Here is a 26,009-nt window from a genome sequence, read left to right as displayed (position 1 = left end):
TAAATTCTGAATATTTTTCTTTTTCCTGAAATTATAATTATTTCTAGCTGTATCTATCTTAAATATTTATAAAGTCATTTTGTATTTTGACTTTTTAAGAAGGAGAATTGGCTATTTCACAGAATGCTAATTGTAACTCATAATTTATTGAAATTTGCATGTAATTTTATTTTGTTTTTTGCAACAAATAAATTACAATTGTATCGATATTTCAGCCGAGTTTGAATCACTAATATTGAAACTCTGTGCCAAACCTAAAAAATGAACCATGGCATTAAAACTTTACAAGTTTGATTACCCTCATGATAAAATTGTCTTTTTCAAGATGTTTTTAGACATTAAATTTAACTATATATCAACTGTTCAGTAGTTTTTTTGATGAATAAGTATTTGAAATATCCAGTAGTATTAAAGTTGTTTAGGGCTTTTCCATTTAAATTTTTCAGTAATGCATATTTGTCATTCTTCATTTTATCATGTTTTTCATGTATAGAGGAAGAAGTAGGGTTTGATAGTTTAAATTATTCAGGTGAAGATCAAGTTGAGATTTTTGTAGATGGTTTTATATCAAATGAGAGTGACTTTTGTAGGGTGAAAATTTTAAAACCTATGATAGGTATTAAAGAAACCTTTGAATTTGAACCTATTAGTTCTGCTCAGGTGAGCTTACTATTTAAGGATAAGGCAATAGAGTTTAACTACAATGATTCATTACAATCCTATGAATCTAAATCGAAAGTAAAAGGAATCCCAGCTATTGAGTATACATTAAAAATAGATTTGAATGATGTAAATTATACGGCCAAAGAACAGTTCCCTGATTTTAAAGAGAATCAAATTGATATGCCTTTTATTCGAAGTGAACTTTATGATGATGATGATGGTAGGGTTGCTCAAGGAAATAAGTATGTTGAGCTGTCAATCTATGAACATAATTTTGGGTTTAATCATTTTAATATTTGGCAATGGGTAGAATCCAATTCATCTGAAATACCACTAATAAGCCTACATGATCTTTTAAGAATAAGTCCATTTAAAGTCTATTCACATAAAAGTACATTGCCGCAAGGCGTGTTTCCCGGACGGTTTAGAAGCTCGGGAATATCAGGTGTTCCTACCGACTCTGTTGAAATAGTTCAGTCTTTTGTGTCTGATGAGTATAGAGAATATTTAATATCTGTTTTTAATGAGACCAATTGGAGGACAAGTATTTTTTCTACTGTTGCAGGAAATACTAAATCTAACCTTAGTAAAGGTGCTACAGGTTATTTTTTTGCATTAAATGCCAGACGATATAGGACTACATTGAATGAATTAGTGCAGAAATAAGATATAATGATCATGATAAAATTGAGCCCCTTTTTACTACTTATGAAATCATTAATATTTTTATCTGCTGTTTTTTCAATTTCATCCTGTATTGAATCTGAAATTGATTTCACTCAAATTACTGGAAATACATCTGATATACCTAATCAAGTGGTTGTTGAGGGAGGTATCTTAAGTGTATATGGTAAGCAATTTGTCAGGTTATCTGAACCCTCTAATTTAGATGATATTGGTTTTCAACCTATTAGTAATGCTGTTTTGGAATTATCTGATGGTGAAAATGTATTTAGGTATGCTGAGTCATCTGAGCCTGGTGAATATGAAACGATCGATCGCATAAAAGGTGAAATTGGTAAAAGATATGTCTTAACCATAATACACAATGGTTTCACTTATACTGCTAGTGATAGTATGATTAGTAATATTGAAAATGATCAAATACCTATTAATGAAATTGATGTTGATGAAAACCAACGCATTTATACAGTTTCTAAACAGCATAATTTTGGTTTTGACCATTCTAATATATGGATAAGCAATCAGCGTAAAATCACTACTGGTTATTTTAAGCAGTTGAGTCCACGAAATATTATTAATGAAGAGCAAAAAATATTTTCCCATTCAATTTCACTGCCACAAGGTATTTTTCCATCAGGCTTTTCAAGTTTTGGAAATGCTGGTAATGCTAGCGATACAATTGAATATTTAAAATTATCGATCTCACCTGATTACCACAATTATTTAATTTCGCTTTTTAATGAAACAGATTGGTCTTCAGGTATTTTTTCCTCCATTAAAGGAAATACTTTTACGAATGTATCTGAAGGAGGGCGAGGTTTTTTTTATGCCTCGGATGTTGAAGTTATTAGAATGAAATTTGGCGATCTCAAGATTTTAGCTAACTAGAAGTGTATTTTAATTATATGTGTAAATGAAAATTAAAAGTATATCGTTTCCTTTATTAATGCTTTTCGCTCTTGTTATTTTATGTAACTGTAGTAAAGAAACTGACCCTAAGCCAACAGAAATAAAATTTAAGATTAATAATGAAATTATTAATGCTGATACTGTTTTTGTTTCCCTAAATGGATATAGTGAGCTGATAATTGAATCAAGTCGTGAAAGTGGAAATCAAGTTGAGTATTTTGGTCAATTTAATACTACTAAGCCATTCAATTTAAAGGATACGGAAGATTTCGATTTGTTAAGTCATTCTTATGGTACTCAGTCTGTAGAAATAGTTGAAGTACGGAGTTACTTTCCAGATTCAATATACAATGAGTTTGATGTTTTTAGAGTTTATGTCCGAATAGCAGCAGAAAGCAGATCTTTATATTATTTGCTAAATGATTAAGCTATTTTATCTAGGACTAGTGTATGGTGTTTTTATACTTCCAATTACCGCTCAAGATATAAGCTTGAGGTCTGAAATTGCTAATGTTCATAAAGTACTTAATTTCCATAGTAATTATATAAATGAAAATGAAAAAGTGATTGCAGTTATCGATGGCGGGGTGAAAGCAGATTTGAGTAATTTTCATGATAGTTTTTGGGCTAATGAAAATGAAACATCAAATGGAAAGGATGATGATCATAATGGATATATCGATGATATTTGGGGCTGGAACTTTGCTGAGGGAAATAATGATGTTTCAAGAAATGACGTAGGAGATTGGCACGGAACTCCTGTTAATTCAATTATTAATTCATTGCTTAAAATTGATTCCTACGACAGCAATCCAGTTAAACTTCTGAATGTAGTGAAAGGGGCTAGTATTGAAAGCATCCAACAATCATTGATTTATATTTATCAGTTAAAGAAATTATATAATCAATCAAATGGAGCTAAAGGAGCTAATATTATAGCGATTAATTGTTCATGGGGTAAGGAGTATTTATTTGCGGAGGATTATCCTGAATGGTGTGCTATTTATGATAGTTTGGGAAATGAAGGGGTACTTGTGGTTTCTTCAGTTTCTAATAATCATGAAAATATTGATTTTGTTGGTGATATGCCTTCAACTTGTGAAAGTGATTTTTTGATTACAGTTACAAATTCTTTTGAAGATGGAACAAAAGTATTTGATGCAGCTTATGGCCTTGAAAATGTAGATATATCAGCTACAGGACAAAACTCATATACCATGTTAAATACTGGTATTTATGGTTATTTTGGGGGTACTTCTGCTGCTGCTCCTTACGTATCTGCATCTATTGGTTTAATCTATTCACTACCTATAAAAGAATTTCAACTTGATCTTACTGAAAAACCAAAAGAGACTGCCTTATTTGTTAAAAAAGCATTGATAGAAAGTGTATATAAACATAAAAGTCTCGAAGAAAAAACAGTCTCAGGCGGTTTATTAAATACCTTTAATGCTGTAAAGTTGATATGTGATTATTATAATAAACCTCACTTGTATAATGATATTTTTAAAAGTTCTAATCTATTATCACTTTATCCTAATCCCGCCTCAGATAAAATACGACTTACTCTTGAAAGTAATATTTCAAAGTTGATGAAAGTTCAAATTCTTAACTTTAATGGACAATTTGTAATTGAAATGAATGTAAATGTGAAAAAGGGGGTTCAAAATATTGAACTAGAAATAAACTCTTTAAATACTGGGATTTATTTTTTAACACTTGAAAACACAGAAAAAAGAAAAATGTTAAAGCTTGTTGTGAAATAAAGTTTATTCATTCAACTAAGACCTAATTGATATAATCAATGAAATTAAAACTTACTTTATTTTTTCTACTCTTTTCTACAGCTTTTATTACTGTAGCACAAAATCACTTTACCATAAGTGGTTATATAACAGATGCCTCATCGGCTGAAATTCTCATTGGAGCTAATGTAGCTTTAAATTATCCTTCAACAGGGACAGTAACCAATAATTATGGCTATTACTCATTAACCTTACCAGAAGATGAGTACACACTTTATATAAGCTATGTAGGATATGAGCCCATTCAATTAGAGATCAAACTTGAGAATGATCAAACACAGAATATCAAGCTCGATATTGCAAAAGAATTTATGCAGGAAGTGGAAGTGATAGGAGGACGAGAGAAGGAAATTGAGAGAAATGAATTTAGTTTGAATAAATTAAGTATAGCTGAGATTAGAAAAATGCCTACTGTTTTTGGTGAGCCAGATGTGATTAAAGCCATGCAATTAAAGCCAGGCATCAAAACCATTGGTGATGGCTCTTCAGCTATGTTCGTAAGAGGAGGAGGGAGTGATCAAAATCTAATTATGATCGATGAGGCTCCAATTTACAACCCATCACATTTATTTGGATTGATTTCAGTTTTTAATGTTGATGCCATTAAGCATGTAAATCTTTATAAAAGCAATATGCCAGCTCAGTATGGTGGAAGAGTATCAGCCGTAATGGATACTCAAATGAAGGATGGTAATCTGAATAAAAATAATTTTTCATTAGGATTAAGTCCGTTTGCAGCAACAATCTCAGCAAATGGCCCTATTCAAAAGGATAAAACGTCTTATTTATTATCATTGCGTAAAAGTCTAATAGATATGGCTTTCTCACCAGGAAGCAATTTACCATTGGTACCTTCCTTCTATGACATTAATGCAAAATTCAGTACCAAGTTGAACGATAAAAATAAACTGTTTTTGACATTGTATAATGGTCAAGATAGAATTCGTTCGGTAGATGGTCTGTTTAATGAATGGGGTAATTCTTCTGCTACTCTTAGGTGGAATACTCAGCTCAATAAAAAGTTCTTTTCAAACCTTTCTTTTATATATAGCAGATATGATAATTCCTTAGAATTTGAAGATGAATCTCGTAATTATAGTTGGAAGACAGGACTTTATGACAGTCAATTGAAGTGGGATATTACCTATTTTCATTTACCTAATAATACTGTGAAATTTGGTGGGGCAATCATTGATCATCAGTTTATTCCGGGTAAAAACGGATCACAACCTGAAAGTAGTATTCCAGAAATTTCTGCACTAGAATATGGATTTTACGCTCTTCAGGATTTAGAGATTTTTGAAATGATTGGAGTTAATTATGGGATTCGTTTATCTGGATTTCAAAATTATGGGTATGCTACCTTCTATAGCTACAATGAAGCATATTCCGTGACGGACACTATGTTTAATCATAATGGAGTTTATCATAATAATTGGAATTTAGAGCCTAGACTTAGTATTAATTATAAAATTACAGACAATAAATCCATAAAAGCATCTTACTCTCGCAATGCCCAATATATGCAGATATTGCAGAATAACGCCTTATCATACACCTCCTTGGAAACCTGGTTTCCAGTAAATAGAAATATAAATCCATTACTAGTAGATGCTTTAGGGTTGGGGTTTTTCCAGAGTCTGAAGTCAGGCTATTTTTTATCGGTTGAAACTTATTATAAGAAGATACAAAATCAGATTGATTATGTTGACCATGCACAAATAGTAAATAACCCCTTTGTAGAAGGTGAGGTGCGTTCTGGTTCAGCCAGTGCTTATGGAGCGGAACTATTGCTTAAAAAGGAAACAGGAAGATTGACAGGGAATATCAGCTATACCTATTCAAGGGCAATAAGAACTGTTCAGGATATCAATGATGGAAATACTTATAGCGCACCTTTTGATATACCTCATGATTTAAGAGTATTGGGACAGTATAAGCTGAATAAAAAGTGGGATATCAGCAGTATTTGGATGTATATGTCAGGAAGACCAGTTACATTACCCATAGGATTTTATATGGAAAACAATGATCCTGTCCCCATATATAGCGAAAGAAATGGAGCACGTTTCCCATCTTATCACAGACTGGATATTTCAGCTAATTATTCAACAAAGCAGTCAGGGATAAGTACTTACTGGGATATAATTTTTGGTCTTTTTAACGCCTATGGAAGGAAAAACCCTTTGGGTTATGATTTCCGAAGAAAGATTGGTAACCGAAACGAATTGGCTGTTTATCAATACGTATTGTTTAGATGGATGCCAAATTTTTCTTTAAAATATAATTTTTGAAGGCGGAGGGTTTTAAAAAGTTATAAAATCTATTTGTTTTTAAAATTTCCGCAATTACATTTGTCAAAATGAATTTTACGCACAACACATATTATTACTATTATCAAGTCCCGACAGGAATCGGTAATGGTAGTGTTATGCATATTATGTAAGACATATTTCAATTAGAAAATATACCAAGCCCGATTCCATTGGAATCGGGCTTTTTTTATGTCCCAATTTTAAACACTAACATTGAAAATTAATTACTAGTATCATGGAGCAAATTTATGACAATTATACCACCGAAGACCAAGAAGTTTGGGGTATCCTTTTCGGGAGACAGTTTCAAAACATCAAAAAAGTAGCCACGAAGGAGTTTGTGGAAGGAATTGATAAAATCCGTTTCACTGAAAAAGCTATTCCCAATTTCAAGGAAACCAATAAGTATTTGAAAGACTTAACTGGATGGCAAGTAGCCGCTGTTCCTGGAATAGTAGATGATGATAAGTTCTTTGAGCTTTTAAGCAATAGGATATTTCCTGCTACTACCTGGTTGAGAACTAGAGAGCAGTTGGATTACTTAGAAGAACCGGATATGTTCCATGATGTGTTCGGACACATTCCATTGCTAACCAATCAGCCCTTTGTTGATTTTTTACAAGGCTTGGCAAAAATTGGTTTAAAGCATCTGGATAATGACTGGGCTATTCATTTGTTGAGCAGAATTTACTGGTTTACCATCGAATTTGGTTTGATTAGAGAAGAAGGAGATTTAAGAATTTATGGAGCAGGGATTATTTCTTCTCCAGGAGAAACAAAATTCTCAATTTCGGACGAGCCAGAACATTTTGATTATGATGTGGAAGCTATCATAGACAGTAGTTACAGAAAAGACAAGTTCCAGACTAAATACTTCATCATTGATGATTATGAGCAATTGTATAGCTCACTTCCGCTTATTGAGAAAGTGATTGAGGATAGGCTGCAAAGAGAGCCGGTGAGCATTCCTTAGAAATTGTAAGTTAAAGCCAAAACAATACTTTTTCATGGTTTGAAGGTGAAAACACCTTCAAAGGGGAGAGTTGTCAACCCACTCCCACGTTTTGGTGTTTTCACCAAAACTTATATAATGCTTGTCCCATTAAACCTGCCAGCTTTTAAAAGATGGCAGGTTTTTTTATTTCAAATTTTTTTCTCCTCCTATCCTGAATTTTTCATAAGTTTGATTTATGATGGAAGATAGTTATAAGCATCAGGGCATGCGCAGAAAATTGATTCAAAAACTGCGTGACAAAGGCATTCAAGATGAAAGAGTTTTATCGGCTATGGGTAAAATTCCACGTCATGTGTTTTTTGAAAATGCTTTTTTAGAACATGCTTATCAAGATAAAGCGTTTCCTATCGGGCATGGTCAAACAATCTCACAGCCTTATACTGTAGCATTCCAATCTGAACTTCTTAAAGTAAAGCCTGGGGATAAGATTTTGGAAATTGGTACGGGTTCGGGTTATCAGGCATGTGTGCTTTGTGAACTTGGGGCTAAAGTTTATACAATTGAATATCAAAAGGATTTATATGAACGCACCCGAAGATTTTTACCTCAGATGGGTTATAAACCTCATTTCTTTAGTGGAGATGGATCAAAAGGAATTCCTGCCCATGCTCCCTATGATAAAGTCATTGTAACTGCTGGTGCGCCAAGTGTACCTTCAGCATTGATTGAACAATTAAGTGTTGGAGGATGCCTTGTGATACCAGTAGGGGATAATACAACACAGCAAATGCTTCGCTTAACTAAAGACTCAGAAAAGAAAATTGTAAAAGAAGTGTTTTCTAATTTCAGTTTTGTACCTCTGAAGGGCGAACAGGGATGGCAATAAAAAAGGCTGAATAAACTTTGTCCAGCCTTTTAGTTTTTTTAAAGTTTAAGGTTTGTGATAAAACTCAACTTCACCACTGGCAACATCATACATTCCACCTGCAATACCGATAGATCCTTCATCAAGCATTTCCTTTAAAACTGGGCTTTTCTCTTTGATTTGTTCGATTGTTAGCTCCACGTTTTTATCGGCTACTTTTTGTACAAATTCCACATTTTTAGAGCTGCGTTCACCCTCTGTAGATACTGCATCCATAGCAGGCTTCAGTTTTTTTAACATACCGGTTAGATTGCCTAATTCCACATTATCGCAAGCACCTTTAACGGCTCCACAACTAGTATGGCCCAATACTACAATAAGTTTTGACCCTGCTACTTTACAGGCAAATTCCATACTGCCTAAAATATCTTCATTCACGAAATTTCCAGCAATTCTTACGCTGAAAATATCTCCTAATCCCTGATCAAAAATAAGCTCAGCAGGAACGCGAGAATCAATGCAACTAAGGACTATCGCAAAAGGAAATTGTCCATCTCTGGTTTCATTTACTTGATCCAAATGGTTACGATCAGCCTTTAAATTTTCAACAAAACGTTTGTTTCCTTCTTCTAAAAGAGAAAGTGCTTTTTGCGGGTTAAGTGCTGCTTGACTTTTTTCCGTTTGTGTCTTCATAATTCTTATTTATTAAGCTTAATTAAATTTTTTAGTTTATTTTTTCTTTAAAATCTTCGCCTTCATCAGAATGAGTGGTAACTGTGAATTTTGGAGGTGTTGGCCCCTCAACAGGCTCTGTAAGGTTTATAATAGTCACCTCAATATCTCTTTCTTTAGCGCTTATTCTGAAATCCTCTATAATTTCATAAATATCATGATGCATATAACGGGTATTGCTAGCATCAATTTCTACTTTGGTATTTTTAGGAATATTAGCCAAAGATTTTAGTATCGTTGCTTTATTGATAAAAGTTAATTCCTGAGCCAATTCCAATCTCATCAAATCCTTACCATCTTCTTTTCTCTCATGCTTGGTGTTAAGCGTAATTTGATAGTTATTTAAAAGAATATAGAAAATAGCTATTACTAAACCAATGCCTAGCCCCACCAATAAATCTGTAAATACTATACCTAAAATGGTTGCAATAAATGGTATAAATTGCCCCTTTCCTTGTTTGTACATTTTTCTGAAAAGGGAAGGTTTAGCCAATTTATAACCTACTATAAATAAAATGGCAGCCAAAGTTGCCAGGGGAATGAGGTTAAGTAAATACGGAATAGCTATAATACTTCCTAATAATAGAAACCCATGAATAATAGCAGATGCTTTTGTTCTTCCTCCGGATTGAATATTGGCAGAACTTCTGACAATTACTTGTGTAATTGGTAAACCGCCTATCATTCCGGAAATAATATTCCCCACTCCCTGAGCTTTTAATTCACGGTTAGTAGGGGTTACTCGCTTATATGGATCCAACTTATCAGTAGCTTCCACACATAATAAAGTTTCCAAACTTGCAACTACCGCAATTACCACTGCAGTTATGTATATTTGAGGGTTTGTTAATGCGGCCAAATCAGGGAATGTAAAATTACCTAAAAACCCACTAAAGCTTTCTGCTAAAGGAACATTCACAGACTGATCTGCACGAAGTGCAAAATCCGGCATACCAATAAAAAGCTGATTTAAGAATATTCCGCTTATTACAGCCACTAAAGGACCTGGTATCAACTGGAATATTTTCTTACTTTTCATAAAGCTAGTTTCCCATAGTAAAAGTATTGCCAGAGAAACAGCTGTAATAATTAAGGCTCCCGGGCTTATGAAATCAAGCATATTTAGGAGTTCGGTAAAAGTGTTTTCACCACCATTACTGCTAAAGCTTAAATCACCTTCCGGGCTTCTATCGTAACCAAAAGCATGAGGTATTTGCTTGATAAAAATAATGATACCTATGCCCGACAACATTCCCATTATAACCGATGAAGGAAAATAATAGGCTATGATACCTCCTTTGAGAAAACCCATAACTATCTGGATAATTCCGGCTAAAACAACTGCCATCAAGAAAATCTCGAAACTCCCCAGGTCCTGAATGGCAGCGAGCACTATAACAGCTAGACCAGCCGCAGGCCCACTAACTCCAGCGTGGGACCCACTTAATGATGCAACGACTATACCGCCAACTATACCGGCTATTAAGCCTGAATATAAAGGAGCGCCTGATGCTAATGCAATACCTAAACAAAGAGGTAAAGCAACAAGAAATACTACAATACTGGCGGGTATATCAGATTTTAAATTTTTTAAAGGATGAAAATTGCTCATTTCTAAAAAAATTTATGGTTTGTATGAAAAAATGATTATTCATCTATTTGAAACTATATTTTTTGTGAAATTCATCGAAGCCTAGTAATTCAACCTCAACATTTTTATATTGAGCACCTTCATTAGTATATAATTCAATTGCTTCAATTACATCAAAATCAATGAATGATGATTTTCTAGCATCTATAATCACTTTTGAATTCTCAGGTATTTCATCCAAAGTTTTTACCATGCTGGCCTTATTCAAGAAAGACACTTCATCTGATAATACTAGTCGAATAGGTTCTCCTTCTTTATGAGAATCCTTATCAAAAGAATAAGTATTTTTCATGTTTTTGAGTAAGATATTAAGGAATCCTGCTAAAAGACCGATGATAATACCGATTAATAAATCGGTGAAAACGATGGCTACAATAGTAATGATGAATGGATAAAACTGACTTGGCCCTACTTTGTACATAGACTTAATCAAATTAATATTGGCTAATTTATATCCAGTTACTAATAGAATTGCTGCCAAACTTGCATAAGGTATCATATTAATAACGGTTGGGATTAAAAGAATTGCAACTATCAATAATATACCGTGTAACCAAGCTGATAATTTTGTTTTCGCACCTGAGTTAATGTTTACAGTACCTCGTACAATAACTGCTGTCATAGGTAATCCACCAATCAAACCAGCAACTATATTACCCACACCTTGTGCTTTCATTTCTCTATTCAAGGGTGTTCTTCTTTTTTGTGGATCTAATTTGTCAACTGCATCAATACTTAAAAGAGTTTCTAAACTTGCTACTATGGCAATTGTAACTGCAGCAGTATAAATAACAGGATTTGTTAAAACGGACCAATCAGGAAAAACGAATAAATTTTCGAAAGAAGTATCTTCTCCTAAAACAGGAATAGTCACCAAATGCTTTTGAGATAAAGCCATACCGTTTTCTAGAAACATAAATAGTGCATTTATCCCAACACCTACAAAAACTACAATTAATGGAGCAGGAATTGATTTTATGCTATTAATTTTAATGTAGTTCCAGCCTATAAGTATTATTAATGATACAATAGCAATTAGGAAAGCAGTTGGGTCAATATTATTAAATGCAGAACCCAAAGCACTCAAGGCATTTTCACCATTATTTTGCCAAAAGTCTAAATCACCCAAATAATCCTCATCATAACCGAAAACATGTGGTATTTGCTTAATAATTAAGAGGATACCAATGGCGGCTAACATTCCTTTGATTACCGATGAAGGAAAATAATTTCCAATAGTACCGGCTTTTAGAAAGCCTAATATTAATTGGATTACTCCAGCAAGTACTACTGCTACTAAGAAACCTTCGAAAAACCCTATGTCTTCAATTGCATTATAGACTATAACAGCTAATCCTGCTGCTGGGCCTGAAACAGCTAATTGACTTCCACTTAGTAATGAAACTACCACACCACCAACTATTCCAGTTACCAAACCTGAAAATAGTGGTGCGCCTGATGCTAAGGCGATACCCAAGCATAATGGCATAGCCACTAAAAATACTACTAAACTCGAAAGAGAGTCATTTTTGAAGTGTTTAAAAGTAATCCCTGTAAATTTTGAAAATTTTGATTCACTCATTGTTATCAATTATTGAATTATTGTAAAAAAGTAACCGCGTTGTTATTTATTGAACAAGCATACTTGTCCAATACAGTTTGAGAGAGCTTTATTAAGCTTTGGGTGGGGGAGTTATTTTTAGAATAGGAACGGATTGGTAAAGATTAGAGTGAAAGAAGTTATTTACCAATGATTCATGAATGGTACTAAATATAGAAGAGCGTAAGTGTCCATTTACTTTTAAATTGAATCCGCTTTTTTCGTCTTCATTGTTTTCTTTTGAGGATTCTTTGCTTTCTTCTTCAAAGATATTCAAACCGTTGGTTGATTCTTCCCCTAAGATATTATCACTAACTTCTTGGTGTTGTAAATCTTCAACTGCATCTAAGCATAGTTGTGGGATGAAAGCCACATTAAAGAGGCATACAAAAAAGAAGGCTGATATGGTAACTTGAATTAATTTCACTTTATTACTTCAAAATTAAGTATTAAAAATTTAAATATAGAATATAAAATACTTAAATGAATGGAAAAGGTTACGCTTGCTTTTAAATCGAATGTAGAAATCCTATTTTATTTTATGGACTAATTATTCATGATTTGATGATTTTTGCTTGATAATCAGTTCATCTTGTATACATATCTTTCATAAAAATTAGTTATGAAAATCTTATATGCAATACAAGGTACAGGTAATGGTCACATCAGCAGGGCGAGGGATATTATTCCTATTTTAAAACAATACGGAGAATTAGATATTTTAATAAGCGGAACCCAAGCAGAAGTTAAATTAAATTATGAAATCCAATATCAGTTTAAGGGCTTGAGTTTTATTTTTGGTAAAAAAGGAGGGGTAGATATCTTCAAAACATTAAAAAGAGTGAATTTCATTCGGCTAATCAATGAAATTTTAAGTTTGAATGTTAGGCAATATGATTTAATTATTAATGATTTTGAACCAGTTTCTGCCTGGGCTTGTCTTTTGAAAGCCAAAAAATGTGTGAGTTTAAGCCATCAATCTGCAGTTATTCATCCTTTTTCGCCTAAACCAAATAGAACCGATTGGTTGGGGTATTTAATTTTAAAATATTATGCACCTGCATCTAGTGTTTATGGTTTTCATTTTCGTACTTATGCTGAAAAAATTCATTACCCTATAATCCGAAAGGAAGTTAGGGCTTTAGAGATAAAAGAGGGAGATCATTATACTGTATATCTTCCTGCCTATAGTGATAGAAGAATTATTAAGGTTTTATCACAAATTGAAGCTCATTTTCAAGTTTTTAGTAAGCATAGTTTTACCAGGAGAACTATCAAAAATGTAGAAATAATTCCTATTGAAAATGAGCTATATTTGAAAAGCTTAAGTAGCTGCAAAGGTGTTATATGCGGTGCAGGTTTTGAGGGACCCTCTGAAGCCTTATTTCTACAAAAGAAATTATTGGTTATTCCAATGAAAGGTCAGTACGAGCAACAATGTAATGCCGTAGCTTTAAAAAAATTAGGTGTAGAGGTACTTGATTCCCTTCATTTGAAGTATTTAAATATACTATCAACATTCATTAATCAAGAACAAAATGCAAAAATGCATTTTCCAGATGAAACGGAAGAGATTGTTCATAAATTGATTTCAGAAAATGTCAAATTGGACTATCCAATCACCACAGCTTCTTTATCACTATCTTGATGGGAAATAATTCTGTTCATCATTCCCTTAAAAATGAATTCATGAAATATGAATATACTGTACCAATACAGTCTACCGAATAAACCATGAGGTCGGAAAGTTGCAGTTTGAGTAATTTTATTTTTACCCTCCTCAGTTTTGGAAATTTTAAATTCCAGCCATGCTTCACCTGGTAATTTCATCTCAGCAAATAGGAGCAAACGCCCTTCTTGTTTGTCAGCAATTAAAACTCGCCAAAAGTCAAGTGAATCCCCTGCTACTAATTGATCATGGCTTCTTCTTCCTCTTCTAAGACCAACCCCTCCAACGGCTTTATCCATATATCCTCTTAACTTCCATAGGAAATTCCAATAATACCATCCCCGGTCACCACCTATTTTCCAAATATTTTGTAATACTTCAGAACGGTCTCTTTCAAACGTAGTGGTTCTTTTATCCATAAAACAACCGTAAGTTGGGACTTGAACAAACTCCATTAATTCTGTATTGATTTTCGAACTAGCAAAAGCATCTTTCCAACTTGATACTACTTCATTTTGAGCAATTCTATCGAAAGCCATTTTGACTGCTTCGCTGTAAGGAATTAGTTTTTGAGGAACAATATCTTCAATTCCTTTATTTTCTACAATCACCTCATTTCTCATGCTATCCACCAAGCTGCTGGCAATTTTGTAGCTTGTTGCAGTTACAAAATGAAGCCAATAAGAACTTAAACGTGGTGTTAAAACGGGAAGCGTAATAATATATCTTTTTAATCCTCGCACTTTGGCAAAAATTAAAAGCATCTCTTTATAAGTTAATATATCAGGACCGCCAATATCATATGTTTTACCATAGGATTGCTCTTTTCCAATTATACCAGAAAGGTAGTTGATTACATTTCGAATGGCTATGGGCTGACATCGAGTTCTTAACCATTTTGGGGCCACCATTACAGGTAATTTCTCTACTAAATCACGAATAATTTCGAAGGAAGCACCGCCAGAGCCTATAATAATAGCTGCACGTAATACTGTTAAATTTGCTTTGGCTTTTGCTAATATGGTTTCTGCATTTTTCCGAGAAGATAAATGTTTGGAAAGGGATTCATCATTTGAAATTCCACTTAAGTAAATGATATGTTGGCAATTTGTATTATCAATCGCATCTACAAAATTTTGAGAAGTATCCTTTTCCATTTGTTGGAAGCTACTTGAAGAGCTACCTAATGAATGAACCAAATAATAAGAAGCTTCAATATCCTTTGGTAAATCTTCCAGTTGTTCAGGTTTTAATAAGTCAGCTTCATAGAACTGAACCTTATCTATTATTTTTTCTTCTAGTTCAATTCTCCTTTTATCCCTTACCAGACAGATAACATCATGTCCTTGCATTACTAAAATTGGCAATAATCTCCTGCCTATATAACCATTTGCTCCTGTCAATAGAATCTTCATAATGATAATAAAACCAATCAAAATCCGAAAAGTTGTATTATTCGTTAATCGATTAATTATGGCTTGTTATAGAATATTACTAGTGAATATAAATCAACTTTATTATATTTAATTTATATAATATATTATTGTATTAAACAAAGAAAGATGAAAGGTGGAAATATTATCAATATCCCGAAAAAATCAATATCTGATAATGAAATAAGTGTACTTTTGGTAGGTAATAATCCTCTAGAAATGAGTATAATTTATGAAAAGTTATTTGATTTAAAGGATAAGGTAAAGCGAATAGAAACAGCTTTTTCTCATGCAGATATGTTAAATAAGATTCATCTTACTCATCCTAATTGTATACTTTTAGATGATAATATGGGTATTAATCCATTAAAAGCAATTATTAAAACAATAAATGAATTGAGCAAGGAAGCTATTTCTATTACTTTATTAAAGTCACATAATAGACAAGAGGTAACTTCTGGTGTTCAAGAATATTTATTGAAAGAAAACATTGATAGTAAACGAATTTATAGTGCTTTAAGAAATGCTCTTAAATTTAAAAAGACGCAACAATTCTTTAGGCTCAAGTACTACTCTGGCAAAAGAAATATTAAAAGAATGTTTATATAAATGCTTTAAGATAAAAACTAAAGGATAGTATCTCATCTCCTCTTTTTACTTTCATTTTGATTTTTTTACCTTCCTTTTTACTTAAAGTTTTATTTATTTTTTCTAGACTAAGATCGAGCCCCGAGTTGCCATTAACACTTATTATTTTGTCTTCTTTTCTAAGACCTGCTTCGTATGCGGGCGTATCTTCTCTCACTCTCTCAATCTCATAATAAGGCTCCAAATAATATTCTCCTTTTGCTACAACAGACATCCCACTCATATCGTGTTTGAACTCTTCTTTAATTAAACTATTTCTTCTTAGGTATAACTTTTCATTACCGTAGTCAAAAAATAGTTTAAATCTTTTTAAGACTCCTCCACCTATAGTTCCGTTTCTTCCTGTATTTCTAATTATGTCCTGATATACTCCAGAATCTGGATAATTGGTTACAACTTCTTCTAAAGTATACTTATTTAACGAAATTTGAGGAATTCTCGCAGCATGCCCCTCAATAGATCCAGCAATTCCAGCGCCAAGTATATCTCGCACATTTTTCTCAGGTAGTTGTATCAATTCACTGCTGTTTTTATGTAACATGAGCGGATGAGAGGCACCAGTATCAATCATGAGTTTAGAAAGTATTTCAGTTGAATCATTTAGCTTTAATTTCTGGAATATGTAAGGTTTGCTCTGTTCAATTTTCATGTCTATCGATTTATAGAAAATCAGGGGACGATTGAAATATTCTGGACGGTAGAATTTCATCAACTTATTTTTGTAATCAACCCTAACAATAAAATTTTTAAAAAAATCATAGCCTAATATGCCATGTATTTTTATACCTAGATTTTTCTGTAGGTTTAAGTAGTCTTCTTTTAGAATTAATAATGGGATATTGCTTCCTGTAATCTTCCCTACTTTAACACTTGTTCTATTTACGATGTAGGCTTCGACTTCTTTTATACCAGCAGCTCCAATTAAGGTTAATTTTCTGTCAGGTTCTATACTTAAAATGTCGCTGTATGATTTATCAATTAAGACGGTATTGGTAACTCCTGTATCAACAATAAATTTTAACGGAATCACACCTTCAAATAGAACATTTACGATTATAAGGTTGCTATTTAATTCGAATGGAATGGTGGTACTTCTTTTGTTATCATTTATTTCAAAGCCAAATTTCAAGTTTTGCCCTGAAACTTTTTTAATTTCAGCAGTTAGTATAAGGAATAGGAAAAAAGTATAGTAAATACTCTTTTTAATCATGATTTAAATTGGATGTTGAATATGAGAAATATACAAAATTACATTGAGCATACGAATCTTAAAGCCACAATAACTTCTAATGATATTGAAATGTTATTAAGTGAAGCGAAAGAAAATGACATTTTTGGAATATGTGTTCCCCCATTTTGGGTGAAAAAGGCGAAAAGGGATATAGCAAAGTCAGGAATCCAATTAATTACGGTCATTGGTTTTCCATTGGGTTACCAAATGAGTCAAACTAAGGAAGCTGAGGCACTACAGGCCATAAAAGATGGTGCCGATGAATTGGATTTAGTTTTGAATATTTCTGCTGTGAAATCTGAGATGATGTGGCCGAAAATTGAAGTTGCTAAACTTGGGAAACTAGCTCACGAAAATGGTAAAATTCTAAAGGTTATAATCGAAACAGCTTATCTAACGGAACAGGAAATTGTCGATACATGTAAAATTTGCGCTGATGCAGGTGCGGATTATGTAAAAACATCCACTGGTTTTGCTCCAGAAGGAGCTAAAGTAGACCATGTAAAATTAATGCGTTCTGTTTTACCCGAGCATGTAGGCATTAAAGCAAGTGGTGGAATAAAGAGCTTTCAGGAAGCTAAAGATTTAATAGAAGCAGGCGCAGATAGAATTGGTACATCTTCAGGACATGAAATTTGCCAAGAGTCGAAAACTTAGGCGATTTTCATGGGTACTATTCCTTTGTGCTTATAAATTTTAATACCAAAGTGATCAGTCATATAGTTTTTTAACCTTGAATAGGCTAATTGAGATTGCTTATCATCAGGATAGAAGATGGCCGTTTCTAATACTGCTTTGAGGAAATGTTTTGATTTGGAGAAATCAATTATCCATTTCCTTAAAGTTTCGGTCCAATCGTCTTTGTATTTTGCTTGATGATCTCTTCCATCAAAAATAAGTTCTAATTGGTTAGAGCTGTATTTGTATCGATAAAAGCCAGCTAATTCATCGTAGAAGGTAGAAAGGTCTTCAAGATTAAAGTCAGTAGTAGTAAGAATTTTTTCTATTGACTTGTCTTTTAGTCCCAAAGGATTGTAGCGCAAAAGATAAATGTCTTTAACGATTTCAACCATTTGATTCAATAAAGAATCTTTGAGCTCCATTTGAGCATTCTCCAATAAGTAGTTTTTATCAAAGGGAAAAAATCTGCGCTTCATTCAATTAAATTTTTTCAAAGATATAACCAAATCCATTAAATCAGAAGGCTTTTTGATGTTAAATGCTCAAATTAATGTCTAATACCACATTCATCGCAATATTTCATTTTTTCAGGTGGACGCTTTTTTGGTTTTCTTTTATGCCCGAAATAGGTCCAATCAGAATACTGAGGCTTTTCCATTTCTTTGGCTTTTTTACGCTTTTCTTTAGCATTATTCTCCATTCGCTCTTCATATTCAGCAATCAATTGATCTCCCCAACTTAATTTTTTCTTCTTTTTAAATAAACCAAAAAACCAGGTTTCCTGTCTTGCTTGAGGCCTTTGTCCGTAGTTTTTATTCGACTCAGGGTTAAGGCTAGATGGGTTTTGCTGATTATTTCTAGATTGTGATTGACTGATGGGGTGTTTTTGGCAAGAAGCTAAAAATACCACTGCAGCAATATATACTATAAACTTTTTATTCATGCTTTAAAAACGTTCTTCTTTAAAAATATTGTATAGATTTAATGAACATAAAATTCTATATATAGTATATTGTAATCTATCAAATAAACAAGAAACTGTGAATAAAGAAAAATTTCAAATAGAATATAAATCATTCGATTCAATAGATGATCTATCAACCGAACATCAGAAATTATGGGATTCTGCCTTAGAGGCTAGACAATTTTCTCACTCTCCTTATTCCAATTTTACTGTAGGAGCAGCTATAGAATTAGAGGATGGGCAAATAATTACAGGTACTAATCAGGAAAACACTTCTTTTCCGGCAGGTTTGTGTGCAGAGAGAACAGCAATGTACAGAGCTGGGATTCAAGTGCCTAATCAAAGATTTATAAGGATTGCCATAGCCGCCAGCAGAAGAAATTCTGAGGAATTGGCTAGTGCACCACCATGTGGCGGATGCAGACAAGTTATGCTGGAATTTGAAAAAAGGCATCAAAAAGAATTTGAAATTCTATTTATGGATAATCAAGGAAGGTTTATTCTGATTGATAAAGCTACTGATTTATTCCCCTTTTCTTTTGATTTTTAAATGAAGATTATTCTCTAAGATAGGTGTTATCTCATGAAGTTTTCTCTTATGTTCTAATTTTTAAATGAGATGTTTTAATGATTAAAGATATTAAGTGTATATAATCATATAGATTTAAGTAGTTGCATTATTTTTATATATTTTATTTAGAATATTAGATAATTATTATATATTCACAGTATTATTTAAAATGAATGATGTGATGATACTTAAACCATGGAGAATCAGAGATTATTTTTCGAAAATGTTACAGCTAGAATATATTACGATCTAAGACTGAAAGCTTTATTTTTAGAATATACTAATAAAGTAAGAAGTGATGCTGAGTTTATAGAAATCAATTCTGAAGTATTGAAAGCTTTCCAACAATTAGATTCTAATCAGTTTGTAGCGGATATCAGAAAAATGGGAGTTATTTCTGTGGCTTCTCAACAATGGGTAGTTAAAAACCTTATACCTGGTTTGATGAAACATTTAAAAGGAAAGCCATTATTTCATGTACAACTAATGGACCCAGTCGAGGTATTTGCAAAAGTTTCTGCGAAGAATATTAAGAACAAATCAGCACAAAATATACCTGGTTTTAATGTGGAGCAATTTTACGATACCGCTTCATTAGAGAATTATCTTAGTACTCATCAGATGACCGGTTGATAGAAATGAATTGAATTCTCCAGGACATAAAAAATAAGTTAATTCCTCAGATCTTGAAGTTCATTTTGATTAGTCAAAATTCTTTCTTCTATTATGGTATAAATTCTTTTGTCAAATGGCCTTGGACTCATATTGTATTTTTGAAATTCAGACATGGTGAAATTTCCAATAATCATGCCTTTCAATTCTGTCTTATATTTGATTTCTGTTCGGAAAATAGATCGAATATAATTTGTCTTTTTATCCTCTGGAATTTTAAATACTCACCTTTTTTAGAGAAAAGTAATACAGAAAAATGTTCTATAAGTAAGCTATGCAACTGCTTTATGATAGGGCGTAAGGCTTGGTTTTGAAAGCTTTCAACCTCTTTAGTGTCAATCTTTATTTCTGCTAATGGAATTTTTGGTCTGGCTTCTGGTTTATTCATTATTCATGAAGCAAAAACAAATCTAATTGTTCAGCTTTTTAAGCTATTTAATAATTACTCTTGAAATCGAAGTCTTCTCTACTGGAATCTAATAATTTACCTTGCTGACATTTTAATACTCGAGAAGGATGCGTATCTAAAAAGCTGTGGTCATGTGTTCCCATTAAAATGGCGGTACCGCTTTTGTTGATATCGGTGAATAATTTGAATATGCCTTCTGATACTTCCGGGTCTAAATTTCCAGTTGGCTCATCAGCTATTAATAGTACGGGTTCATTAATTAGAGCCCTTGCAATCACAACTCTTTGTTGTTCTCCTCCGGAGAGTTGATGAGGCATTTTGTTATCGACAGCTCCTAATCCTACTCGCATCAAAACATCCGCCATGCGGGTTTTCATTTTTGATTTTTCTTTCCAACCCGTAGCTTTCATTACAAAATAGAGGTTTTCTGCCACAGTTCGGTCAGCTAATAATTGAAAATCTTGAAAAATGACACTAATTTTTCTTCTAAGTTGTGCTATTTGTTTTGATTTGATGCCATTGATTTTAAATCCCGCCACTTCCATTTGGCCCAAACGTAAATCCAAGTCGGCATAAAGCGTTTTCATCAATGAGCTTTTTCCACTTCCCGTTCTGCCAATGAGATATACAAATTCACCTTTGCCAATACTTAAGGAAATATCGCTTAAGATGGCTCTATCTTCTTGAAAGATAGTGGCGTTTTCAATGCGGATTACGGGTTCGTTAGAAAATGATGACATCTTTAATTATATAGATTCTAAAATTTAATTACACAAAAAAGTGCTTTTAAATATCCAAAGCTTGAATTTTACCGAAAGGTAACTGATTTATAACTTCCTGCAAGGCGTCTTCCTTGCCTTCCAATCCATATTTATCTAAATTTTTCAACGGACGGTCAGCTCTAAAATAAGCAATTAATACAAAATTATCATCCCTAAGCTGGATGTAATCGGGTATTTTTGCTTTGCCTTTTACTTTAATAATATACATATTTTTTTGAGAATCTAGAGTCGAGAATAAAGATTCAAGACGTCAGAAAAAAGATTTAAGATTGATGTTCTAAGATGAAAGATTAGAAAACTTTGTCAACTGTCGTTAGCCAAAGGCTAATGATTGTTTATTGTCAACTTATTGCCAATTATCTTAAATTCATCAATCTTAAATTTAATCTAATATTTATTATAAATAACTCTTACTGATTTCCTTTCTTATGATCAGCTAGGAATTGAGCTAAACCAGAATCAGTCAATGGATGTTTCAATAATCCAGTTATTACTTTCAATGGACATGTCACCACATCAGCACCCATATTGGCACATTCGATTAAATGCATAGTGTGACGAACAGATGCCGCTAAAACCTCAGTCTCGTAAGCATAATTGTCATAAATTCGGATAATGTCTTCAATTAAAGTCAAGCCATCAGTAGAAATATCATCTAATCTTCCGATAAATGGGGAAACATAAGAAGCACCCGCTTTGGCAGCTAATAATGCCTGACCTGATGAGAATACTAAAGTGCAATTTGTTCTGATACCTTCAGCGGAGAATTGCTTAATGGCTTTCACACCATCTTTAATCATAGGAATTTTCACTACGATTTTATCATCTAATTTAGCTAATTCCCGACCTTCTTTCATCATCCCTTCATAGTCGGTAGCGATAACTTCAGCACTTACGTTATTATCCACTATATCGCAAATAGCTTTGTAGTGAGCTTTGATTTTAGCATCTCCAGTGATGCCTTCTTTAGCCATAAGGCTAGGATTGGTGGTTACTCCATCCAAAACGCCCATGTCATAGGCTTCTCTGATTTCGTCTAAATTGGCGGTATCAATAAAAAATTTCATTGGTAAGGTTATTTTTGAGTTCAATTAATCTTGCACAAAGGTAAGAGATTAATTGTAAAATAACTTTTCAATTGAGGAGTGAAATTCAGAAAATATGAAGTAAGTGGGGGAGAGGAAATAAAAATGGCAAATCAACATCGCACCGCTACGACCGCCTACCCTTGCTACCTTCCGGTCCTGGGGGAGTTCAGCAGGAGCTGGTCGTGCCGATTTGCCGATGCAAAGGTAGGAAGAAGGATTGGATTTGTAAATAGGGGATAGGGAAAAATGTTAAATAATTTTGTAAGAGCTTAATTAAGAGAATTTTGACTTTCTTAAATCTTTCGATAGAAATTGACTTTCTCAAAATTATTATTCAATTCTTTTACAAAAACTATTAAAGTACTGTAGTGTTTATACCCTTGTAGAGGGTTGTTATTCAGAATTTGTGAGTTCATTAATAATTTTGTTTGTCCAATCAAAACTTAAATCTTGATTAATATAATTTAACTCTCCATCTAAGACTTCTAAAATTAAGTCTGGCCGTTCTTGCTCTTTCGAATTATCAAGAAAATGAATTTCGTCAAAACTGTGTATTCTTTCAATTATTAGCTCGAATGATTTATTATATCTTTCTTCGAGCATACTTTCTGGCACCATGTGACCTAAGTGTTTTGGTCGTTGTTTTGCTCTTCTTTTCAAAATGTTAATGTCATCAGTATAATGAAAATAGCAGATAGAAGAGGCTCTATACTTTGAAATATAATAATCAATAAACTTGTAAGCCTTTATATCATGAAGGTTGCTTTCAATAATTACTTGATCGGAATCGTCTAAAGCGGTCTTAATATCAATATCCATAATGTGATGGAGCATGATAAAATTTATTTCTTCTTTGTATAAAGAGAATTGCTTTCTAGATATTTCTTCGGGATTTACAAATGGAATCCCCTTATAATATGCAAATTCTTCTCCTAAAGTTGATTTACCTACTGCATTTGGACCTGCAAAGACATGAATAATTTTATCGTTCAATAAACTATAGCTTTGACTTTAGATTAGTAATGAAAAATTGTTTCTTTCATTTTTTTACGCATTGTTGGATTTTTAGGAAAGATCCCATCGAAAGAAGTGGAAATATACATACTGGCATCGTAAATTTCAGCAATATTTGTAGCAGCCAATATTTTATTTTGAATAATCTTTGGTTTAGCCATTTTACTAGCAAAATCGAAATCCTCTTGACTAAAACCCTTTGTCGTTTTTCTACGAGCGTTAATTTCTTTTATTTTGTCTTTGCTGATCATGAATAGGTGGCTTTTTTCAATAAACATCAGAAAGAACTAAAAAGTTTTTAATTTAAACAAGAGAATGTAATATTTATGCTGAGTTTTTTAAAAGGAAATAAATAATTATACATTAAATATTTATTTCTGTAGTCCCCAATATACCAAAAAAGCCCCTTAAAATAAATCAAGAGGCTTTTATTGTGGAGTTGGAGGGATTCGAACCCTCGTCCGGATAAGGAAACGATGCATCTTCTACATGCTTAGTTACTAATTAGGTTTTCGAGCCTGTTATGGAAAGTAACAGTCCTGTTGCAGGCCTTAACTATTTGAGTTTCGCAATGGCTTAATAGCATCACCACGCTAGTTTCTCCTGTCGACACTCCTTGACCGCTCCCGGAAAAACGAAGGAACGAGGAATGTGGCTGGGGAATCCTTTTGGGGACTCAACCCTTAAAGCTTTATCTTAAAAAAATTAAGATTATGCAGCCATGGCGTAATTAGATTCGCCAATTATAGTTCGAATGAATTACTTAAGGATGTACATTCTCCACCCTGCATGCTGATACATAATTCACACTTACCGTCAATACCGGTCAACCCCATATGTCAATTAATTGCTCCTTCCGTTTGAAGGGCTACAAATGTACAACATTACAATTGATTGTCATGATGCATTCGCTAAATCTTTAACACGACTAATATCAATTTTAGTTTAATATTCTAGCAAATAAAAAACCACCCTAACTTTCATCAGGGTGGCTCAACCACTGTAAACTACTAAAAATTAACTTTCTACTTCCTGCAGTTTCGGATAATCCGTATAGCCTTTATGCCCTGGTGTGTAAAATGTATCCGTGTTATATTCTGCTAATGCTGCATTTGCGGCAAATCGCTCTACTAAATCTGGATTTGAAATATAAGGTTTTCCATAAGCTACCATATCTGCATCTCTATCTTCAATTACTTTATTGCCTTTCTCTTGGTCAAAATGAGCGTTAACCATCAAATTACCTTCATAAACAGGACGATATCTTTTGGCAATTTCTGTTTCAGCATTTTCTACATTAGATACATCATTAAAAGGTTCTGAAAGATGTAAATAGGCTAAATCATACTTATTCAACTTTTCAATGATATAATCGAAAGTTGGAATGGTAACCTCATTTAAAGTCATACCGAAAATACCATGTAAGGAAGGATTTAATCTCAACCCAATTCTATTTTCAGGCATCACAGTTTTGATTTCATCTATGATTTCAAAAAGAATTCTCGCTCTGTTTTCAATCGATCCTCCATACTCATCCTCACGGATATTGGAGGTGGAACTAAAAAATTGATGCAATAAATAACCATTAGAAGAGTGAATTTCTACTCCATCAAAACCTGCCTCCCAAGCATTTTTAGCTGCATTTTTAAAATCCTGAATGGTTTGTTTGATATCCTCTAGTGTCATTTCTTTTGGACTGACAGTATCTTTAAAACCTTCTGGTGTAAAAGATTTTGCGTTTGGATTTAAAGCCGATGGGGCATGCGGTAAATCTCCATTATGAAAATCAGGATGTGATATTCTGCCTACATGCCAAAGCTGGATAAATATTTTCCCACCTTCATCATGCACCATTTTGGTTACCTCTTTCCAAGCCTCTGTTTGTTCCTTTGTATGAATCCCCGGTGTGTTGATATAGCCCACGGCTTTCTCGGAAACCTGTGAGCCTTCCGTAATGATTAAACCCGCTGATGCTCTTTGTTTATAATAAAGTCCTTGCAAATCAGCAGTAGGTACTTTTGCTGGATTATCAGCCCGACTTCTCGTCATTGGAGCCATAATAACCCTGTTTTTAAGTTCTAATTCCCCTAATTTGATTGGTTTCAATAATGCTTGATTATTATCCATTTTATTATTTATGTTTATTTGTTATGATTTCTTTAGCTCGAATTTCTTCTAATAAACTATTGAGTAATTGGAGTTTATTTTGTTCCAATGAAAAATCCATTTCCTCCATCTTTTCTTTGCCTTTCTTCATAGTTTCTTTGCCTTTTTCAGTAAGCGCAATGTAAACCACTCTTTGGTCCATAGTGCATCGCTCTTTTTGAGTAAATCCTTTGTCGCATAGTTTATTGAGCAAGCGAGATACATTCGACCGATTATCAATCATTCTATCTTTGATAATTTGGACATTCGCTTTATTCTCAACTTGCCCATGAATTATTCTTAAAGCATTCAATTGCTGAAATGAAATATCCAGTGGTTTTAATGCCTTTGATATTTGATGTTCTAACCAATTGGCAGAATACAATAATTCTGCAATCAGTTTTTGGCTTTCATTTTGAAATTCATGATTTATAGCATTCTCGATTTTCATAAATATTCCATGGATTTAAGTTCCATGGAATATAAATACGATAATCAAGTTTAAGGGTTGAATAAATGAATA

The 26,009-nt window shown here is 33.1% G+C and carries 28 protein-coding genes and 2 other RNA genes; 12 read left to right on the top strand and 18 right to left on the bottom strand.

All coding sequences use genetic code 11. The features are described 5' to 3' along the window. The first annotated feature begins 378 nt into the window (after positions 1 to 378). The 7 genes from ABWH96_RS17295 (at position 379) to ABWH96_RS17265 (ending at position 8,217) form a co-directional block, all read left to right on the top strand. Positions 379 to 1,329 carry a hypothetical protein gene (locus tag ABWH96_RS17295; RefSeq protein ID WP_375578761.1) on the top strand — a complete coding sequence of 317 codons (951 nt, stop codon included), beginning with the start codon at positions 379 to 381 and terminating at the stop codon, positions 1,327 to 1,329. A gap of 42 nt (positions 1,330 to 1,371) precedes the next feature. Further along, on the top strand, positions 1,372 to 2,235 hold the full coding sequence (locus ABWH96_RS17290; protein WP_375578760.1) for a DUF4249 family protein: 864 nt from the start codon (positions 1,372 to 1,374) through the stop codon (positions 2,233 to 2,235). 25 nt (positions 2,236 to 2,260) lie between these two features. Beyond that, on the top strand, positions 2,261 to 2,683 hold the full coding sequence (locus tag ABWH96_RS17285; protein WP_375578759.1) for a hypothetical protein: 423 nt from the start codon (positions 2,261 to 2,263) through the stop codon (positions 2,681 to 2,683). Beyond that, the gene (locus ABWH96_RS17280; protein WP_375578758.1) at positions 2,676 to 4,022 is read left to right on the top strand and encodes a S8/S53 family peptidase; all 1,347 of its coding nucleotides are present in this window, start codon (positions 2,676 to 2,678) and stop codon (positions 4,020 to 4,022) included. Before ABWH96_RS17285 ends, ABWH96_RS17280 begins: the two co-directional genes overlap by 8 nt. A 38-nt stretch (positions 4,023 to 4,060) precedes the next feature. Further along, complete coding sequence (locus ABWH96_RS17275) at positions 4,061 to 6,355, top strand: carboxypeptidase-like regulatory domain-containing protein (RefSeq protein WP_375578757.1); 2,295 nt, start codon at positions 4,061 to 4,063, stop codon at positions 6,353 to 6,355. A 256-nt stretch (positions 6,356 to 6,611) separates the two neighbouring features. Then, positions 6,612 to 7,349, top strand: coding sequence for a phenylalanine 4-monooxygenase (locus tag ABWH96_RS17270; RefSeq protein WP_375578756.1), 738 nt, complete (start codon positions 6,612 to 6,614; stop codon positions 7,347 to 7,349). Between the two features lie 220 nt (positions 7,350 to 7,569). Next, the gene (locus ABWH96_RS17265; RefSeq protein ID WP_375581496.1) at positions 7,570 to 8,217 is read left to right on the top strand and encodes a protein-L-isoaspartate(D-aspartate) O-methyltransferase; all 648 of its coding nucleotides are present in this window, start codon (positions 7,570 to 7,572) and stop codon (positions 8,215 to 8,217) included. Positions 8,218 to 8,262: 45 nt separating this feature from the next. On the opposite strand, the gene ABWH96_RS17260 is transcribed toward ABWH96_RS17265, so the two are convergent. From ABWH96_RS17260 to ABWH96_RS17245, 4 genes are all read right to left on the bottom strand, one after another. Continuing rightward, a complete protein-coding gene (locus tag ABWH96_RS17260; protein ID WP_375578755.1) occupies positions 8,263 to 8,889 on the bottom strand; it encodes a carbonic anhydrase family protein in 627 nt (208 codons plus the stop codon). A gap of 31 nt (positions 8,890 to 8,920) precedes the next feature. Then, positions 8,921 to 10,540 carry a SulP family inorganic anion transporter gene (locus ABWH96_RS17255; RefSeq protein ID WP_375578754.1) on the bottom strand — a complete coding sequence of 540 codons (1,620 nt, stop codon included), beginning with the start codon at positions 10,538 to 10,540 and terminating at the stop codon, positions 8,921 to 8,923. Between the two features lie 43 nt (positions 10,541 to 10,583). After that, a complete protein-coding gene (locus tag ABWH96_RS17250) occupies positions 10,584 to 12,161 on the bottom strand; it encodes a SulP family inorganic anion transporter (protein ID WP_375578753.1) in 1,578 nt (525 codons plus the stop codon). A 91-nt stretch (positions 12,162 to 12,252) separates the two neighbouring features. Then, positions 12,253 to 12,606: a hypothetical protein gene (locus tag ABWH96_RS17245; RefSeq protein WP_375578752.1), complete on the bottom strand. Its 354-nt coding sequence runs from the start codon at positions 12,604 to 12,606 to the stop codon at positions 12,253 to 12,255. Between the two features lie 195 nt (positions 12,607 to 12,801). On the opposite strand from ABWH96_RS17245, the gene ABWH96_RS17240 reads away from it, so the two are divergent. Next, entirely contained in the window at positions 12,802 to 13,827 is a 1,026-nt protein-coding gene (locus tag ABWH96_RS17240) for a glycosyltransferase family protein (protein WP_375578751.1), read from the top strand. On the opposite strand, the gene ABWH96_RS17235 is transcribed toward ABWH96_RS17240, so the two are convergent. Beyond that, positions 13,791 to 15,263 (bottom strand): SDR family oxidoreductase, encoded by a 1,473-nt coding sequence (locus ABWH96_RS17235; protein WP_375578750.1) that lies wholly within the window; start codon positions 15,261 to 15,263, stop codon positions 13,791 to 13,793. The two genes, ABWH96_RS17240 and ABWH96_RS17235, sit on opposite strands and share 37 nt — an antisense overlap. A 147-nt stretch (positions 15,264 to 15,410) precedes the next feature. Here ABWH96_RS17235 and ABWH96_RS17230 point away from each other — a divergent pair, with 147 nt between their 5' ends. Next, positions 15,411 to 15,890, top strand: coding sequence for a hypothetical protein (locus ABWH96_RS17230; protein ID WP_375578749.1), 480 nt, complete (start codon positions 15,411 to 15,413; stop codon positions 15,888 to 15,890). Here the strand turns inward: ABWH96_RS17230 and ABWH96_RS17225 are convergent. Further along, positions 15,883 to 17,139 carry an aspartyl protease family protein gene (locus ABWH96_RS17225; RefSeq protein ID WP_375578748.1) on the bottom strand — a complete coding sequence of 419 codons (1,257 nt, stop codon included), beginning with the start codon at positions 17,137 to 17,139 and terminating at the stop codon, positions 15,883 to 15,885. The genes ABWH96_RS17230 and ABWH96_RS17225 overlap by 8 nt on opposite strands. 21 nt (positions 17,140 to 17,160) lie before the next feature. On the opposite strand from ABWH96_RS17225, the gene deoC reads away from it, so the two are divergent. Further along, the gene (gene deoC, locus ABWH96_RS17220) at positions 17,161 to 17,817 is read left to right on the top strand and encodes a deoxyribose-phosphate aldolase (protein ID WP_375578747.1); all 657 of its coding nucleotides are present in this window, start codon (positions 17,161 to 17,163) and stop codon (positions 17,815 to 17,817) included. On the opposite strand, the gene ABWH96_RS17215 is transcribed toward deoC, so the two are convergent. Beyond that, on the bottom strand, positions 17,814 to 18,317 hold the full coding sequence (locus ABWH96_RS17215; protein ID WP_375578746.1) for a hypothetical protein: 504 nt from the start codon (positions 18,315 to 18,317) through the stop codon (positions 17,814 to 17,816). The two genes, deoC and ABWH96_RS17215, sit on opposite strands and share 4 nt — an antisense overlap. A 71-nt stretch (positions 18,318 to 18,388) precedes the next feature. Beyond that, the gene (locus tag ABWH96_RS17210) at positions 18,389 to 18,784 is read right to left on the bottom strand and encodes a hypothetical protein (RefSeq protein ID WP_375578745.1); all 396 of its coding nucleotides are present in this window, start codon (positions 18,782 to 18,784) and stop codon (positions 18,389 to 18,391) included. 97 nt (positions 18,785 to 18,881) lie between these two features. Here ABWH96_RS17210 and cdd point away from each other — a divergent pair, with 97 nt between their 5' ends. Together cdd and ABWH96_RS17200 are read left to right on the top strand one after the other, a co-directional pair. Continuing rightward, positions 18,882 to 19,355: a cytidine deaminase gene (gene cdd, locus ABWH96_RS17205; protein ID WP_375578744.1), complete on the top strand. Its 474-nt coding sequence runs from the start codon at positions 18,882 to 18,884 to the stop codon at positions 19,353 to 19,355. A 216-nt stretch (positions 19,356 to 19,571) separates the two neighbouring features. Further along, on the top strand, positions 19,572 to 20,009 hold the full coding sequence (locus ABWH96_RS17200; RefSeq protein WP_375578743.1) for a hypothetical protein: 438 nt from the start codon (positions 19,572 to 19,574) through the stop codon (positions 20,007 to 20,009). Positions 20,010 to 20,190: 181 nt separating this feature from the next. On the opposite strand, the gene ABWH96_RS17195 is transcribed toward ABWH96_RS17200, so the two are convergent. From ABWH96_RS17195 to ABWH96_RS17150, 10 genes are all read right to left on the bottom strand, one after another. After that, the gene (locus tag ABWH96_RS17195; protein WP_375578742.1) at positions 20,191 to 20,436 is read right to left on the bottom strand and encodes a hypothetical protein; all 246 of its coding nucleotides are present in this window, start codon (positions 20,434 to 20,436) and stop codon (positions 20,191 to 20,193) included. Between the two features lie 47 nt (positions 20,437 to 20,483). Beyond that, complete coding sequence (locus tag ABWH96_RS17190) at positions 20,484 to 21,197, bottom strand: cell division ATP-binding protein FtsE (RefSeq protein WP_375578741.1); 714 nt, start codon at positions 21,195 to 21,197, stop codon at positions 20,484 to 20,486. A gap of 46 nt (positions 21,198 to 21,243) precedes the next feature. Next, positions 21,244 to 21,447: a fructose-6-phosphate aldolase gene (locus ABWH96_RS17185; RefSeq protein ID WP_375578740.1), complete on the bottom strand. Its 204-nt coding sequence runs from the start codon at positions 21,445 to 21,447 to the stop codon at positions 21,244 to 21,246. Between the two features lie 202 nt (positions 21,448 to 21,649). After that, positions 21,650 to 22,306, bottom strand: coding sequence for a fructose-6-phosphate aldolase (gene fsa, locus ABWH96_RS17180; protein WP_375578739.1), 657 nt, complete (start codon positions 22,304 to 22,306; stop codon positions 21,650 to 21,652). Between the two features lie 120 nt (positions 22,307 to 22,426). Next, an RNA gene (gene ffs, locus ABWH96_RS17175) (signal recognition particle sRNA small type) lies at positions 22,427 to 22,524 on the bottom strand. A 196-nt stretch (positions 22,525 to 22,720) separates the two neighbouring features. Continuing rightward, positions 22,721 to 23,320, bottom strand: a complete 600-nt coding sequence (locus tag ABWH96_RS17170; RefSeq protein WP_375578738.1) for a hypothetical protein — start codon at positions 23,318 to 23,320, stop codon at positions 22,721 to 22,723. Between the two features lie 23 nt (positions 23,321 to 23,343). Continuing rightward, positions 23,344 to 23,592, bottom strand: coding sequence for a hypothetical protein (locus tag ABWH96_RS17165; protein WP_375578737.1), 249 nt, complete (start codon positions 23,590 to 23,592; stop codon positions 23,344 to 23,346). Positions 23,593 to 23,772: 180 nt separating this feature from the next. Then, positions 23,773 to 24,175, bottom strand: a transfer-messenger RNA (tmRNA) gene (gene ssrA / locus ABWH96_RS17160). Positions 24,176 to 24,358: 183 nt separating this feature from the next. Next, positions 24,359 to 25,468 (bottom strand): alkene reductase, encoded by a 1,110-nt coding sequence (locus ABWH96_RS17155; protein WP_375578736.1) that lies wholly within the window; start codon positions 25,466 to 25,468, stop codon positions 24,359 to 24,361. 4 nt (positions 25,469 to 25,472) lie between these two features. After that, on the bottom strand, positions 25,473 to 25,937 hold the full coding sequence (locus ABWH96_RS17150; RefSeq protein ID WP_375578735.1) for a MarR family winged helix-turn-helix transcriptional regulator: 465 nt from the start codon (positions 25,935 to 25,937) through the stop codon (positions 25,473 to 25,475). Between the last annotated feature and the right edge of the window lie 72 nt (positions 25,938 to 26,009).

Source organism: Marivirga tractuosa (assembly GCF_042140215.1).
GTDB classification, from domain to species: Bacteria; Bacteroidota; Bacteroidia; order Cytophagales; family Cyclobacteriaceae; genus Marivirga; species Marivirga tractuosa_A.
Note: the sequence above shows the minus strand (reverse complement) of the source record. Positions and strands in the feature narration are given on the sequence as shown.

Coding starts and splice junctions, on each gene's coding strand:
- ABWH96_RS17295 (WP_375578761.1), top strand. CDS start 379: ATGAATAAGTATTTGAAATATCCAGTAGTATTAAAGTTGTTTAGGGCT.
- ABWH96_RS17255 (WP_375578754.1), bottom strand. CDS start 10,540: ATGAGCAATTTTCATCCTTTAAAAAATTTAAAATCTGATATACCCGCC.
- deoC (WP_375578747.1), top strand. CDS start 17,161: ATGAGAAATATACAAAATTACATTGAGCATACGAATCTTAAAGCCACA.
- ABWH96_RS17165 (WP_375578737.1), bottom strand. CDS start 23,592: ATGATCAGCAAAGACAAAATAAAAGAAATTAACGCTCGTAGAAAAACG.
- fsa (WP_375578739.1), bottom strand. CDS start 22,306: ATGAAATTTTTTATTGATACCGCCAATTTAGACGAAATCAGAGAAGCC.
- ABWH96_RS17150 (WP_375578735.1), bottom strand. CDS start 25,937: ATGAAAATCGAGAATGCTATAAATCATGAATTTCAAAATGAAAGCCAA.
- ABWH96_RS17275 (WP_375578757.1), top strand. CDS start 4,061: ATGAAATTAAAACTTACTTTATTTTTTCTACTCTTTTCTACAGCTTTT.
- ABWH96_RS17225 (WP_375578748.1), bottom strand. CDS start 17,139: ATGATTAAAAAGAGTATTTACTATACTTTTTTCCTATTCCTTATACTA.
- ABWH96_RS17195 (WP_375578742.1), bottom strand. CDS start 20,436: ATGAATAAACCAGAAGCCAGACCAAAAATTCCATTAGCAGAAATAAAG.
- ABWH96_RS17290 (WP_375578760.1), top strand. CDS start 1,372: ATGAAATCATTAATATTTTTATCTGCTGTTTTTTCAATTTCATCCTGT.
- ABWH96_RS17240 (WP_375578751.1), top strand. CDS start 12,802: ATGAAAATCTTATATGCAATACAAGGTACAGGTAATGGTCACATCAGC.
- ABWH96_RS17285 (WP_375578759.1), top strand. CDS start 2,261: ATGAAAATTAAAAGTATATCGTTTCCTTTATTAATGCTTTTCGCTCTT.
- ABWH96_RS17270 (WP_375578756.1), top strand. CDS start 6,612: ATGGAGCAAATTTATGACAATTATACCACCGAAGACCAAGAAGTTTGG.
- ABWH96_RS17185 (WP_375578740.1), bottom strand. CDS start 21,447: ATGTATATTATTAAAGTAAAAGGCAAAGCAAAAATACCCGATTACATC.
- ABWH96_RS17215 (WP_375578746.1), bottom strand. CDS start 18,317: ATGAAGCGCAGATTTTTTCCCTTTGATAAAAACTACTTATTGGAGAAT.
- ABWH96_RS17250 (WP_375578753.1), bottom strand. CDS start 12,161: ATGAGTGAATCAAAATTTTCAAAATTTACAGGGATTACTTTTAAACAC.
- ABWH96_RS17190 (WP_375578741.1), bottom strand. CDS start 21,197: ATGTCATCATTTTCTAACGAACCCGTAATCCGCATTGAAAACGCCACT.
- ABWH96_RS17260 (WP_375578755.1), bottom strand. CDS start 8,889: ATGAAGACACAAACGGAAAAAAGTCAAGCAGCACTTAACCCGCAAAAA.
- ABWH96_RS17200 (WP_375578743.1), top strand. CDS start 19,572: ATGGAGAATCAGAGATTATTTTTCGAAAATGTTACAGCTAGAATATAT.
- ABWH96_RS17210 (WP_375578745.1), bottom strand. CDS start 18,784: ATGAATAAAAAGTTTATAGTATATATTGCTGCAGTGGTATTTTTAGCT.
- ABWH96_RS17230 (WP_375578749.1), top strand. CDS start 15,411: ATGAAAGGTGGAAATATTATCAATATCCCGAAAAAATCAATATCTGAT.
- ABWH96_RS17265 (WP_375581496.1), top strand. CDS start 7,570: ATGGAAGATAGTTATAAGCATCAGGGCATGCGCAGAAAATTGATTCAA.
- ABWH96_RS17155 (WP_375578736.1), bottom strand. CDS start 25,468: ATGGATAATAATCAAGCATTATTGAAACCAATCAAATTAGGGGAATTA.
- ABWH96_RS17280 (WP_375578758.1), top strand. CDS start 2,676: ATGATTAAGCTATTTTATCTAGGACTAGTGTATGGTGTTTTTATACTT.
- ABWH96_RS17235 (WP_375578750.1), bottom strand. CDS start 15,263: ATGAAGATTCTATTGACAGGAGCAAATGGTTATATAGGCAGGAGATTA.